14 protein-coding genes and 1 riboswitch are annotated in these 11,876 nt (G+C 65.1%); of the genes, 4 read left to right on the top strand and 10 right to left on the bottom strand.

What is annotated here, in order from left to right; translation table 11 throughout:
* Positions 1–529, bottom strand: a 529-nt coding sequence (locus tag AC628_RS34495; protein ID WP_245321478.1) for a pyrroline-5-carboxylate reductase dimerization domain-containing protein, incomplete at its 3' end; no start/stop codon positions are given.
* Positions 530–762: 233 nt separating this feature from the next.
* On the bottom strand, positions 763–1,263 hold the full coding sequence (locus AC628_RS34490) for a type III secretion system chaperone family protein (RefSeq protein WP_016844492.1): 501 nt from the start codon (positions 1,261–1,263) through the stop codon (positions 763–765).
* A gap of 443 nt (positions 1,264–1,706) precedes the next feature.
* Positions 1,707–1,860, top strand: a riboswitch (FMN riboswitch).
* 78 nt (positions 1,861–1,938) lie between these two features.
* Between AC628_RS34490 and AC628_RS34485 the strand changes: the two genes are divergently transcribed.
* Positions 1,939–2,535, top strand: coding sequence for a 6,7-dimethyl-8-ribityllumazine synthase (locus tag AC628_RS34485; RefSeq protein ID WP_074131167.1), 597 nt, complete (start codon positions 1,939–1,941; stop codon positions 2,533–2,535).
* Between the two features lie 119 nt (positions 2,536–2,654).
* Positions 2,655–3,461: an SDR family NAD(P)-dependent oxidoreductase gene (locus AC628_RS34480; RefSeq protein WP_074131166.1), complete on the top strand. Its 807-nt coding sequence runs from the start codon at positions 2,655–2,657 to the stop codon at positions 3,459–3,461.
* A 153-nt stretch (positions 3,462–3,614) separates the two neighbouring features.
* Here AC628_RS34480 and AC628_RS34475 read toward each other — a convergent pair whose 3' ends face one another.
* The 8 genes from AC628_RS34475 to AC628_RS34440 form a co-directional block, all read right to left on the bottom strand.
* The gene (locus AC628_RS34475; protein ID WP_028344316.1) at positions 3,615–4,568 is read right to left on the bottom strand and encodes a ribose-phosphate pyrophosphokinase; all 954 of its coding nucleotides are present in this window, start codon (positions 4,566–4,568) and stop codon (positions 3,615–3,617) included.
* A gap of 179 nt (positions 4,569–4,747) precedes the next feature.
* Complete coding sequence (locus AC628_RS34470; protein WP_074131165.1) at positions 4,748–5,356, bottom strand: hypothetical protein; 609 nt, start codon at positions 5,354–5,356, stop codon at positions 4,748–4,750.
* Between the two features lie 102 nt (positions 5,357–5,458).
* On the bottom strand, positions 5,459–6,391 hold the full coding sequence (locus AC628_RS34465) for a MerR family transcriptional regulator (protein ID WP_074131164.1): 933 nt from the start codon (positions 6,389–6,391) through the stop codon (positions 5,459–5,461).
* A gap of 74 nt (positions 6,392–6,465) precedes the next feature.
* Entirely contained in the window at positions 6,466–7,233 is a 768-nt protein-coding gene (pgeF, locus tag AC628_RS34460) for a peptidoglycan editing factor PgeF (RefSeq protein ID WP_074131163.1), read from the bottom strand.
* The gene (locus AC628_RS34455; protein ID WP_074131169.1) at positions 7,230–8,288 is read right to left on the bottom strand and encodes a class I SAM-dependent methyltransferase; all 1,059 of its coding nucleotides are present in this window, start codon (positions 8,286–8,288) and stop codon (positions 7,230–7,232) included. Before AC628_RS34455 ends, pgeF begins: the two co-directional genes overlap by 4 nt.
* A gap of 84 nt (positions 8,289–8,372) precedes the next feature.
* Positions 8,373–9,218, bottom strand: coding sequence for a prolipoprotein diacylglyceryl transferase (gene lgt, locus AC628_RS34450; protein ID WP_074131162.1), 846 nt, complete (start codon positions 9,216–9,218; stop codon positions 8,373–8,375).
* 5 nt (positions 9,219–9,223) lie between these two features.
* Positions 9,224–9,715 (bottom strand): GNAT family N-acetyltransferase, encoded by a 492-nt coding sequence (locus tag AC628_RS34445; protein WP_074131161.1) that lies wholly within the window; start codon positions 9,713–9,715, stop codon positions 9,224–9,226.
* Positions 9,716–9,731: 16 nt separating this feature from the next.
* Complete coding sequence (locus tag AC628_RS34440; RefSeq protein ID WP_074131160.1) at positions 9,732–10,463, bottom strand: dienelactone hydrolase family protein; 732 nt, start codon at positions 10,461–10,463, stop codon at positions 9,732–9,734.
* Positions 10,464–10,641: 178 nt separating this feature from the next.
* Here AC628_RS34440 and AC628_RS34435 point away from each other — a divergent pair, with 178 nt between their 5' ends.
* Both AC628_RS34435 and AC628_RS34430 read left to right on the top strand, forming a co-directional pair.
* The gene (locus AC628_RS34435; protein WP_021077345.1) at positions 10,642–10,902 is read left to right on the top strand and encodes an accessory factor UbiK family protein; all 261 of its coding nucleotides are present in this window, start codon (positions 10,642–10,644) and stop codon (positions 10,900–10,902) included.
* Positions 10,903–11,256: 354 nt separating this feature from the next.
* Positions 11,257–11,876 (top strand): 50S ribosomal protein L25/general stress protein Ctc (locus AC628_RS34430; RefSeq protein ID WP_074131159.1); only part of this gene is annotated, 620 nt, incomplete at its 3' end.

Raw genomic sequence — 11,876 nt, 5'->3', positions numbered from 1 at the left:
CGACGCCGGCGCGGGCGAGCTCCTCGGCGAGCAGGAAGACATAGGCCGGGCCGGAGCCGGAGACCGCGGTCACCGCATCCATCAGGCCCTCATCGTCGACCCATTCGACGAGCCCGGTTGCCTTCAGCAGCGCATCCGTCATGGCGCGCTGCGCGGCGGTGACGCGCTTTGACGGCACCGCGACCGTGATGCCGCGGCCGATTGCCGCCGGCGTGTTCGGCATCGCGCGCACCACCGCGCCGCCGACAACCTCTTCCAGCGCTGACATGGTGGTGCCGGCCATGATCGAGACCACGAGCGTCGAGGGGCCGACGAAGGCCTTCAGCGCGGCACCCGCGTCGCGGAACGACTGTGGCTTCACCGCGACGACCAGCGTGTCGACCGTGCCGATATCCTTCGCCTGCGGATTGAGCCGCACGCCATGTGCGGCGAGCGCGGAGATCTCAGGCGAGAGGTATGGATCGATCACTGCGACCTGCTCGGGCGCAAGGCCCTGCGCGAGCCAGCCGGTCAGCATCGCGCCGCCCATCTTGCCCGCGCCCGCAAGCGCGATGGTGCCGGAAGTATTCGTCAATGCGCTGCTTGTGTTCACGGTATCACCGCTTGTCGTCCCGGCGAAGGCCGGGACCCATAACCACAGCTGGTTCTAGTAAAGCGAAGCGGGAGCCACAAGCAGTTTGCGCGAGCCCCGAGGTCACGGAGTATGGGTCCCGGCCTTCGCCGGGACGACACTGAAAATGTGGAAGCGCTGGAACGAAGCCCTTACGCCTCGCCCTCGGTATCGAACATCGCCGCGGCCATCGCCTCGGCGGTCGACTTGCCGGCCCACACCACGAACTGGAACGCCGGATAGTAGCGCTCGCAGGCGTGGATTGCGTTGACCACCATGGCTTCGCATTGCGCGGTGGAGGCGGTGAGGCCGCCGGGCAGCACCAGCGCCTGACGATGCATCACCATGCCGGTGTGGGTCCACAGATCGAAATGTCCGACCCACAATTGTTCGTTGATCGCGGCGACCAGCCGCTGCACCTCGGCGCGGCGCGCCTGCGGCATCTTCATGTCGAAGGCGCAGGCGAGATGCAGCGCCTCGATCTCACCCATCCAGGTGAACGAGAGCTGATAATCGATCCAGTCTCCCTTGGAGACGATCGTCACCTCGTCTTCGCCGGAACGCTCGAACGCCCAGTTGTTGTCGGTGGCGATATCCTCGACCACCGCAAGCGGGTTGTTCCGGGAATCGATAATGCTTTCGAGGAGGGACATGCCGTCTCGGACCTTGTTCTTATGATCGCTTGATACGCACACGGAAGCCGGCACTTGCGACATACTGCGTCGTGGCCGAGTGCAGTTCCTGAAACGGGCTTCCGGATGCCCCTGGACCTGACGCCGATGAAGTGATGTGATTTGCGGAATCCGCGCAACCGCACGCCGAGTCCGTCCACAGCCAAAGCGCGCATCGTCCACAGCTGATCTCCGCCACACTTGTGATTTTGCGAACAAATCGGAATCTTCGTGGCCGGTAAACGATTTGTTAACCATTTGCCGGCGCTTCGCCGCGCGCGTGAATCGGCCTTTCCGGCGCTCATACCACTCTGGAAGAGCCGCGGCGCGCTCATGGGGACATGCCGTTTCCCCATGCCAAAGGCCTTGCCCGGCTGTCGCGGTTTGGTCATATTTCGTTTCAGGCGCGTCCATCCCGGGCGTGCCGATGTTCTCAGGGCGGGGTGAAAATCCCCACCGGCGGTAAGGGTGATGAGCCCAAGCCCGCGAGCGCCTCCTTCCGCGAAGCCGGGAGAAGGGTCAGCAGATTCGGTGCAATTCCGAAGCCGACGGTTACAGTCCGGATGAAAGAGAACGGTTGCGGCAGCCAACGCGATTTTCGCGTGGGCTCGTGTCGTTGTCCGTATGCCCTGATTCTGGTCCTGAAAGAGGAAAGCCATGAATCAGATGTTGCAAGACACTGAAGTTCAAGACACTGAAGTTCAAGACGCCGAAGTCCAAATCTCCCAAGCAGAAAGCGCTCCCGACACGCCGGCAAATCCGCCGGCGCCGGAGCATCCGCACTTCGCAAAGCCGCAGCGCGTTGCCTTCGTGCAATCGTCCTGGCATCGCGATGTGGTGGAGGAGTGCCGCATCTCCTTCCTGAAGGAGATCGAGGCGCGTCACATCACCAATGTCGACGTGTTCGAGGTGCCGGGCTCGTTCGAGATCCCGCTGCATGCGCAGCTGCTGGCGAAGACCCGCCGCTACACCGCAATCGTTGCGGCCGGGCTCGTCGTCGATGGCGGCATCTACCGCCACGAATTCGTCGCCGACACCGTGATCAAGGCGCTGATGGATGTGCAGCTGCGCACCGAGGTGCCGGTGTTCTCGGCGGTGCTGACGCCGCAGCAATTCCACGAGACCGAGGTGCATTACGACTTCTTCCGCAAGCACTTCGTGATCAAGGGGATCGAGGTCGCGGAAGCCTGCGCCAACACGCTGCTCAGCCTGGAACGCCTGCGCGGCCAGGTCGCGGCGGGAATACCTGGATAAGCGTCAACTACCCAAGGCCTGACGCCAAAGCGATTCCGGCATGCGTGCCGGGATCGCTCTCGCGCGCCGCGCGTTCGGTTATGCTTGCCGGCATAAATCAAAATGCGCGGGAGGCGCCCATGACCGAACAACATTCCTCCGACTGGCTCGGCCTGGCGGGCCGCATTGCCGTCGTCACCGGCGGAGGCGGCGGCATCGGCCGCGCCACCGCGGTCAGCTTCGCGCGCGCCGGCGCCAAGGTCGCGGCGCTCGATCGTGACGAGCGCGGGCTGGCGGAGACCAAGGCCAGGCTTCGCGAGTTCGGCGACGGCCATCTCGTCGCAAGCTGCGACACCACCAGCGAGGAGAGCGTTGCGGCCTCCGCTGACGCCGTCGCGCGCACGCTTGGTTCTTGCGATATCCTCGTCAACACGGCCGCGGTGCTGCGTCCCGGCGGGCTCGATACGCTGCCGCTCGCCGAGTGGAACGCGGTGCTTTCGATCAATCTCACCGGCTACTTCATCTGCGCGCAGGCGTTCGGCCGGCAGATGCGCAAGGCCGGGCGCGGCAGCCTGATCCACATCGCCTCGATCGCCGCCAGCAACGCGCAAGGGCAGAGCGGCGCCTACAGCGTCAGCAAGGCCGGCGTCGTGATGCTCTCGCAGCAACTCGCCGCCGAATGGGGGCCGCACGGCATCCGCAGCAATGTGGTCAGCCCCGGCCTCGTCGTCACGCCGATGAGCCAGGCGTTCTACGATACGCCCGGGGTTACCGAGCGCCGCACCGCCGTGGTGCCGATGCGCCGGATCGGCGCGCCGCAGGACATGGCGGACGCGACCTTGTTCCTGGCCAGCGACCGCTCGTCCTACGTCAATGGCGAGGAGATCATCGTCGATGGCGGCTATGCGCGGACGCTGATGAGCCACGTGCCGCGGCCGGGGTTTTGAGGGCGCCGCATCCACAAACTCGGTGTCGTCCCGGCCTTGAGCCGGGACCCATAACCACGAAAATAAGTTTTGTGAAGGCTGGGGCCACAGCTGCGCTCAACAACGCAGCCCTGTGGTTATGGTCCCTGCTTTCGCAGGGACGACAGTAATGCCTTAATCGAACAGGCTCGACACCGATTCTTCCGCCGCGGTGCGGCCGATCGCTTCGGCGATCAGGCCGGCGATCGAGATCTGGCGGATGTTCGGCGCCTTGTTGACGGCTTCGGTCGGCAGGATCGAGTCGGTGATGACCAGTTCCTTCAGCCGCGACGAGGCGATGCGCGCGGCGGCGCCGCCGGACAGCACGCCGTGGGTGATGTAGGCCGAGACTTCCTTGGCGCCGTGCGCGATCAGCGCCTCGGCCGCGTTCACCAGCGTGCCGCCGGAATCGACGATGTCGTCGACCAGGATGCAATTGTAGCCGGCGACGTCGCCGATCACATTCATCACCTCAGACTCACCGGGGCGCTCGCGGCGCTTGTCGACGATCGCCAGCGGGGTGTTGATGCGCTTGGCGAGGCCGCGGGCACGCGCCACGCCGCCGACGTCGGGCGACACCACCATCACCTTGGCGAGGTCGAACTTTTCCTTGATGTCGCGCACCATCAACGGTGCCGCGAACAAATTGTCGGTCGGGATGTCGAAGAAGCCCTGGATCTGGCCGGCATGCAGGTCGAGCGTCATGACGCGGTCGACGCCGGCATGCGAGATCAGGTTGGCGACGAGCTTGGCCGAGATCGGGGTGCGCGAGCCGGACCTGCGGTCCTGCCGGGCATAGCCGAAATACGGCACCACCGCGGTGATGCGGCGCGCCGAGGAGCGGCGCAGCGCGTCGGTGATGATCAGCAGTTCCATCAGATTGTCGTTGGCCGGAAACGACGTCGACTGCAGGATGAACATGTCCGAGCCGCGGACGTTCTCCTGGATCTCGACGAAGATCTCCATGTCGGCGAAGCGCCGGACAACGGCCTTGGTCAATTCGATGCCAAGTCCCTTGGCGATGTCCTGCGCGAGCGCAGGATTGGAGTTGCCGGCGACGAGCTTGATTGATCCGTTTTTTGCCGACATCGATGCTTCCCCCCGCGCCTTGCTGGATACGACGTTCAGCATCTCAAGTCCTTACAGAACCGGCGGGTTTTCGGTGCGCGAGGGAATATCAGGCAGGCGGCTCCGCTGGCAACCCATTAGGTCGCCTTGGCCGCGGTTTTCCTGGGCAAAAAACGCCTTTCCCCGGGAGATACCGGGGGTTAGTTGGCGGAATAGCTGAGTGCCACGGTCTCGGGCGCGGCGGAGGCCGGGGCGCTGACCATCGCCGGCCCACGGAGCTCCGGTGCCGCGGCGGGGGCCGGGCTGCCATTGATCATGCTGGAGAGGCCGCTGAGGCCGGCCTGGGCGATCTTGCGCAGCACCAGATCGTCGGCGGCGGCCCAGGCGTCGCGGCCGACCTTGCCGGCGGGCTCCTCGCCGGAGAGGCGGAGCGCGCGTTGCTGGTTGCTGTCGTAGACGTCCCAGACCCACGCGATCATGGTGCGGCCGCGCACCACCTGCGCCGACAAATAGCTGCGCACGCGATAGGACGCGGTGCCCTCGCGCGACACGATCGACAGGCTGCGCAGCTTGGATTCGCTGTCGAGCACGCCCACCATCCGGTCGAACACCTGGGGCGGCGGGCCGTCGATCGATTCGAACGCGACGGTTGCGCCGCCGCTCGCCGGCGTGGCCATGGCGTAGGAGTCAGCGACATTGCCGCCGGCCGCGCAGCCGCCAAGCGCGCAGGCGATCGCGAGCCATGTGGCTGCGAGCGCGGCACGCACGGCTGTCCCAGTTTGAAACTGGTGGTTTGACGCTTCCCTCATTGCGTCCTGCGATATCGTTAAAACGGCTTAACGTCTAGGGCAGGACGGCCACAGCCCTTAACCGATCCGGCGGCCGCGCCACGAGGTTTCGGATTTCCCTGCTCAGTCAGAGAGATGGTGCCGCATGGCTTCCGTGATCCAGGCCCACTCGCGGTTCGGGCTCGCGTCCGGCGATTGCCCGCGCATGATGGCGACCAGCTCCCAGTAGCGCGCCGCACGGGCGTCGTGCAGCGCATACTTGCCGCGAATCCAGTTGCGGAATTCCAGGTCGGGCTCTCGCTTCAGTAATCGCGCCGAGGTCTCCAGCCAATCGCTTGCCAGGGCTTGGCCAGCCTCCGACGTCGGCGCGAGATCGCGCGCGATGATCCCTTTCGCTCTGGCCAGCACGGCCTCGTTGGCCTCTTGCCAGGCGGCAAGATCCAGCACGTGGTGATTCCAGACGTCTTCGGCGTTGGCGCGCATGTTGGCGACAAGCGTGGGATCGTTGAGCATCTGCGAAAGCTCGATCCAGGCATCGCATTGTTCGGGCGTCGGCTCGTCCGGTAATTCGGGCACACTGGTTTCGATCATCTGCCGGATCCATTTCCGGTCGATGTTGATGCCGTCGGACACTTTCTCGAAAAAGCGTTCGACGACGTTGCGGCGCTCGGTGCGGGACAGCTGCGTCATGGTCAGGAATCTCCTCAAATCTGCTTCGGTAAGTTGCGGTGAACGCAACGCAGCCCGCAGGGCCGAGGCGACGCGGCGCTGCGCCGCGATCTCCGCTTCCAGCGTCTCGAGGCGGAGCTTCAGCGCTTCAACCAGCGAGAGCTCCCTGGTCAGGACCTCGCGGATGGCGTCGAGACCGAGCCCGGCATCGCGCAGGCAGCGGATCAGGTCGAGGCGAACCAGTTCGTCGTCGGTGAAGACGCGATAGCCGCTCGCGGTGCGGCCGGCCGGCGGCAGCAACCCCTGGTCCGAATAGAAGCGGAGCTTGCGGACAGACATTCCGCTGAGCCGTGCCGCCTCGCCGATGCTGTAGGTGCGTTGTGTCATGCGCCGCTTGTCCGGTCTCCAGCAGGTGGAGAGTCAAGCCGCTTGTCGCACAAATATCGAGAGGATACCCGGCGTCAGCCTTCCAGCGCGATGGCGTGAACGAGCCGGCCGTAGTCGCCTTCCTTGCGATGCACGGAGCGGCGGTAGCTGAAGCAGCGCTCATCGGAATAGGTGTCGATGCCGAGATCGTCGATCATCAGCACGCCGGCATTTTCCAGTCGCATGCGGATGAAGCCGGCGAGATCGAACATCGCGTGTCCGTCGCGTTCGGCGGGCATGAAGAACATGCCGTTTTCGGCGTCGGCCTCGATGAAGCGTTCGACGAATTCGTTTCCGACCTCGTAGGATTCCTTGCGGATCAGCGGCCCGATGGCGGCGACGATGCCGCCGCGCTCGGCGCCGAGCTTCTCCATCGCATCGATGGTCGATTCCAATACGCCGGTCAGCGCGCCCTTCCAGCCGGCATGCGCCGCGCCGATCACCCGCGCGTTGGGATCGACGAACAGGATCGGGCCGCAATCGGCCGTCGTGACCGAGATCGCAAGACCCTCGGTGCGGGTGACCAGCGCATCCGCCTTCGGCCGCGTGGCGCCGTTCCACGGACCGGTCACGGTCACGACGTCGGGCGAGTGAACCTGATGCACGCTGATCAGGTGGTCGAGCGCGACGCCGAGCTGCTCCGCCATCCGCCGCCGGTTCTCCACGACCTTGGCCGGATCGTCGCGCGAGCCGAGCCCGCCATTGAGGCTGCCATAGATGCCGTCGGAGACGCCGCCCTCGCGCGAGAAGAAGGCATGGCGCAGGCCTGGAATGGCCGACAGCAGCGGTGATCCCAATGTCATTGTTCGGTCTCGTCAGGCTGATCGCTGAGGCCCGCGATCGAGGTGAGGCGCGGGTCGGAGATGGCCATGACCTTGAACATCGAGCCCATCCCGCCGCGCCCGGAATCGGTCAGCCGCTTCAGCGCGCCGGCGATGTCGGCGGACATTTCGGGGCTTGCCTTCGCCATCAGTCCGGCGGCGCGGGCCTCGACGCCGAGCCGCTTGAGGAAGTCGCCCTGCGTCGCCGGCCCGTGGACGAGCGCGCCGACGTCCTCCGCGGCCCGCGCCAGGGCCTGGAAGTCGACATGCGCGGTCACGTCGGCCTGTCCGGGGTTCTTCAGCGGGTCAGCGAAGCTGTGGCGCGCGATCGCCTGGAAGGTGTCGCCGGCGTCGCTGCGCAGATGGCCGTAATCGATGATCAGCGCGGCACCGTCCTGGTCGCGCACCCGCGTGGCGAGCTTCATGATCTCGTTGTCGGGCCGCCATTCAAATACCGCACCTAACGGCGCGGCGCGCACCAGCGGCGGCAGCAGCACCTCGAAGTGCCGTGTCGGCTCGGGGGCGGGCGCGAAATACAGGTTGCCATTGGCGTCCATCCCGATCGTGCGCTCGTGCCAGCCGGTCTCGCGGCGGACCATCTGGTGGATCGGCAGCACGTCGAAATATTCGTTGGCGAGGATGACAGCCGGTCCCTCGGGGACATCGTCGATGCTGTCGTGCCAGGTGATGTTGCGCACGCCGGTCAGCGTGGCGTGCTGCTTCTCGCGCAGCACGGGATTGACCTCGACCAGATGGACGCTGAGCGACTGGTAGAGCGGCGGCAGCACGCGCAGCGCACGCAGCGCGTCGGACATCATGGTGCCGCGGCCGGGACCGAGTTCGATCAGGCGGAGCGTCTCCGGCGAGCCGATCGCGCGCCAGATCGAGGCGCTCCACAGCCCGAGCAGTTCGCCGAACATCTGGCTGACCTCGGGCGCCGTGGTGAAATCGCCCTCGCGGCCGAGCGGATCGCGCGACAGATAGTAACCGTAGCGCGGATGCATCAGGCACAATTCCATGTAGCGCCAGACCGGCATCGGCCCGGACAGCTTGATCAGCTTCCTGATCTCATCCAGCAGCGGGGAGGGTTCGCTCACGGCCTTCCTTGGAATGTGCTTGCTTCAGGTTGGAGTTGTTGGTGCCGGCCCGTTTGCCCTGCGGCGAACGGCGGCCGTGATGATGATAGCGCCGACAATAATCATTGGCACCGACAGCAGCATCCCCATCGTTAATCCGCCCCACAGGAATCCGAGTTGCGGGTCCGGCTCCCTGAAGTGCTCGCCGATGATCCGGGCAATGCCGTAGATCGCAATGAAGCTGCCGAGGATCAAGCCGGGCCGCTTGAGCGCTCCGATCCGGATCATGATCGCCAGCGCCGTGAACAGCACGATGCCCTCGAGCCCGGCCTCGTAGAGCTGGCTCGGATGGCGCGGCAGCGGCCCGCCATTGGGGAAGATCATCGCCCAGGGCAGGCTCGGATCGGCGTGCCGGCCCCACAATTCGCTGTTGATGAAATTGGCGAGCCGGCCGAGGAACAGCCCGATCGGCGCCACCGCGGTGGTGATGTCGCCGAGCGACAGGATCGGGATGTTGTTGCGGCGGGCAAACAGCATTACCGCGGCGACGCAGCCGAGGAAGCCGCCGTGGAACGACATGCCGCCCTTCCACAATTCCAGGATCTCGGACGGGTGTTCAATGAAGAAAGGCAAATTGTAGAACAGCACATAGCCGGTGCGGCCGCCGACGATGATGCCGATGGTGACCCAGAGGATGAAGTCGTCGAGCTGCGGCAGCGTGATCGGCGCCGGCCCGCCCCACAGCCGATCCTTCTTGATCAGCGAGCGGGCGTAGATCCAGCCCAGCACGATGCCGACGATATAGGCCAGCGCATACCAGCGGATCACGATCGGCCCAAGCGCGAGCGCGACGGGGTTGAACACCGGAAAGTCGATCAGCAGGAGCGGCATCGGGATCAGAGCGCTTTCGTGTAGACGGCGTAGGGCACGCCGTGAATGGGCGGAGCGTCATGGACCTTGCTGAAGCCCATCTTCAGATACATCGGCAAGGCGATTGTCATGATGGGGCTCGTGTGAAGCGCAATGGTCCGGCATCGGTCACGCCGCGCTCTGGCGAAGCATTCCGAGGTCAACGCATGCCCGAGTCCCTTGCCCCTGTCGACGGGGTCGACGACCAGCATGCGAATGATCGGCCATGCCTGATCGAAGAATGCGGCCTTTTTGACGCCGGGCCCGAAATAGCCGACCGCGCCGGCAAGCCGGTGGCCGAGATCGGCGACGATGATCTCGCCGCCGGAACTCAGCTCGGAGGTTCGCGACAGGCCGGCGCGCATCGCAGGCCAATCGTCGAAGGCGTCGCGGAATTGGTCGAAGGCGGCAATCGCGAGCCGGTTCACCTCGTAGGCGTCAGAGCTTCGATAGCCTCGAATTCGCGCGGCCTCCGCCATCCCGGTTCTTCGGGCCTCAGACCAGGTTGCGGCGGTAGAGCGCGAGCAGCCGCTCCCAATGGCGTTCGGCGGCGTCGCGGTCATAGACCGGGCGCTTGGGGAAGGCGAAGCCGTGATGCGTGCCGGGATAGATCTCGACCTCGTTGTTCGAGCCCTTCATGCTCGCCTTCACCTGCTCGATGATCTCCCGTGGCGCGTAGATGTCGGTCTCGGCGCAGGCGAAATAGAGCTCCGCCCTGGTCTTCTGCGCGGCGAGATGCGGGCTGTCCGGCTGGTCGGTCGCCAGATGCGTGCCGTAGACCGAGGCGGCGGCCTTGACCCGATCGCCGAAATGCGTCGCCGCGTTCACCGCATAGCGGCCGCTCATGCAATAGCCGACGGTGCCGATGATGTTGGTGTTGGCGGCCTTCTGGGTCTCGGCATAGGCGAGCAGGCTCTTGGTATCTTCCATGACCAGCGGAATGTTGAGCGAGTGCATCAGCTCGAACATGCGCTTGCGCTCGGGCGATTCCGGATCGGGATTGATGGGGCCGAGCTCCATCACGCCGGCGCGGTAATACATGTTCGGCAGCATCACATAATAGCCCGACGTGCCGAGCCGGCGCGCCATGTCGCGCAGCTCCTCGCGGATCGCCGGAGCATCCATGTAGAAGATGACGACAGGGAAGGGGCCGCCGCGCTCGGGATGGGTGATGAAGGTGGTGGTCTTGCCGTCCTTGGTCGGGATCTCGACGGTCGCATCGATCATGGCGTTTCTGCTCGCGTTATGTGTGCGATTTCTGTTGTGAGTTCATACGATTGCAAGGAAACCGGAGCATGACAAGGCAAGCTCTCGGGAGGCCTGCCATTCGCGGCGGACTTGAACCGGATGGCGGGGATCGCCATTGTCTTGAGCGCAAGCCAGTGAACGCGGAGAGTTTTGCGAGATGACCCAGACCAGCAACCGGTTTTTCGATGAGATCGGCCGTCTGATGAACGATGCCGCAGGCGCCGCCCAGGGCGTCAAGCGCGAGGTCGACACGGTCATGCGCAACCAGGCCGAACGGATCCTGCGCGACCTCGACGTGGTCAAGCGCGAGGAATTCGACGCGGTCAAGGACATGGCCCGCCTGGCGCGCGAGGAGAACGAGGCGCTGAAGGTGCGGATCGCCGCGCTGGAAGCCAAGCTCGGCGGTAGCGCGGGCTGATATCTTTCACCCTCCCCTCAAGGGGCCCTGGAGGGGGAGGGTCGGCTCATATTGAGCGCAGCGAAATGCGAGCCGGGGTGGGGTGAAAGTCCCTCCACCCGATCGCTGCCCGTGTTGAGAGGTCACCCCACCCCACCCCGGCCCGCATTCCGCTTCGCTGCATGCGGCCCGACCCTCCCTCCAGGGGGTAAGAAAGGGAGGGCGAGAAAAATCCCTTCATTTCCTTGTCATTTCGGCCCTTTGGGGCTAAAAGCCCGCCACGTCCGCGGCCCCCGCACCCCTGGAGGCTTGCTGTGGACCTGAGCATGGGCCGCGCTGCGGCCTTTAACTTTTTAAATACAAGGACTTAACGCTATGGCGACCGTCAAGGAATTGAAGGCGACCGCGCGTCCGAAGAGCGGCAAGGGGGCCGCCCGGGCAGAGCGTCGCGCCGGGAGAGTTCCCGGAGTGATCTACGGAGACAACCAGCCCCCCGTCACCATCTCGGTCGACGATCGTGACCTGCGCCAGCGCATCCTGGCGGGCCGGTTCCTGACCACGCTGTTCGATATCGATCTCGAGGGCAAGAAGCATCGCGTGATTCCGCGCGACTACCACCTCGATCCGGTGAAGGACTTCCCGCTCCATGTCGACTTCATGCGGCTCGGCGAAGGCGCCACCATCCGCGTCAGCGTGCCGCTGCACATCGTGAACGGCGAAACCTCGCCTGGCGTCAAGCGCGGCGGCACCGTGAACATCGTCACCCACACGCTCGAGCTCGAGTGCGCGGTCGACAACATCCCGCAATACATTGAAGCCGACGTCGGCAGCCTCGAGATCAGCTATTCGCTGCATCTCTCCGATGTGAAGCTGCCGAAGGGCGTGAAGTCGCTGACCCGCGAGGATGCGACGCTCGTCACCATCGTGCCGCCGTCCGGTTACGCCGAAGAGCAGAAGGCCGCGGCTGCGGCGGCTGCTGGTGGCGCTGCGGCTCC

Origin of the sequence: Bradyrhizobium sp. NAS96.2 (genome assembly GCF_001908235.1) — a bacterium.
Taxonomy (GTDB): Bacteria; Pseudomonadota; Alphaproteobacteria; order Rhizobiales; family Xanthobacteraceae; genus Bradyrhizobium.
The sequence above is the reverse complement of the archived record's forward strand: the minus strand, read 5'-3'. Positions and strand labels throughout refer to the sequence as shown.

Excerpts from the sequence above, each read along its gene's own strand:
- AC628_RS34490 (WP_016844492.1), bottom strand. The coding sequence starts at position 1,263 with ATGTCCCTCCTCGAAAGCATTATCGATTCCCGGAACAACCCGCTTGCG.
- AC628_RS34485 (WP_074131167.1), top strand. The coding sequence starts at position 1,939 with ATGAATCAGATGTTGCAAGACACTGAAGTTCAAGACACTGAAGTTCAA.
- AC628_RS34480 (WP_074131166.1), top strand. The coding sequence starts at position 2,655 with ATGACCGAACAACATTCCTCCGACTGGCTCGGCCTGGCGGGCCGCATT.
- AC628_RS34475 (WP_028344316.1), bottom strand. The coding sequence starts at position 4,568 with ATGTCGGCAAAAAACGGATCAATCAAGCTCGTCGCCGGCAACTCCAAT.
- AC628_RS34470 (WP_074131165.1), bottom strand. The coding sequence starts at position 5,356 with ATGAGGGAAGCGTCAAACCACCAGTTTCAAACTGGGACAGCCGTGCGT.
- AC628_RS34465 (WP_074131164.1), bottom strand. The coding sequence starts at position 6,391 with ATGACACAACGCACCTACAGCATCGGCGAGGCGGCACGGCTCAGCGGA.
- pgeF (WP_074131163.1), bottom strand. The coding sequence starts at position 7,233 with ATGACATTGGGATCACCGCTGCTGTCGGCCATTCCAGGCCTGCGCCAT.
- AC628_RS34455 (WP_074131169.1), bottom strand. The coding sequence starts at position 8,288 with ATGCCGGTCTGGCGCTACATGGAATTGTGCCTGATGCATCCGCGCTAC.
- lgt (WP_074131162.1), bottom strand. The coding sequence starts at position 9,218 with ATGCCGCTCCTGCTGATCGACTTTCCGGTGTTCAACCCCGTCGCGCTC.
- AC628_RS34445 (WP_074131161.1), bottom strand. The coding sequence starts at position 9,715 with ATGGCGGAGGCCGCGCGAATTCGAGGCTATCGAAGCTCTGACGCCTAC.
- AC628_RS34440 (WP_074131160.1), bottom strand. The coding sequence starts at position 10,463 with ATGATCGATGCGACCGTCGAGATCCCGACCAAGGACGGCAAGACCACC.
- AC628_RS34435 (WP_021077345.1), top strand. The coding sequence starts at position 10,642 with ATGACCCAGACCAGCAACCGGTTTTTCGATGAGATCGGCCGTCTGATG.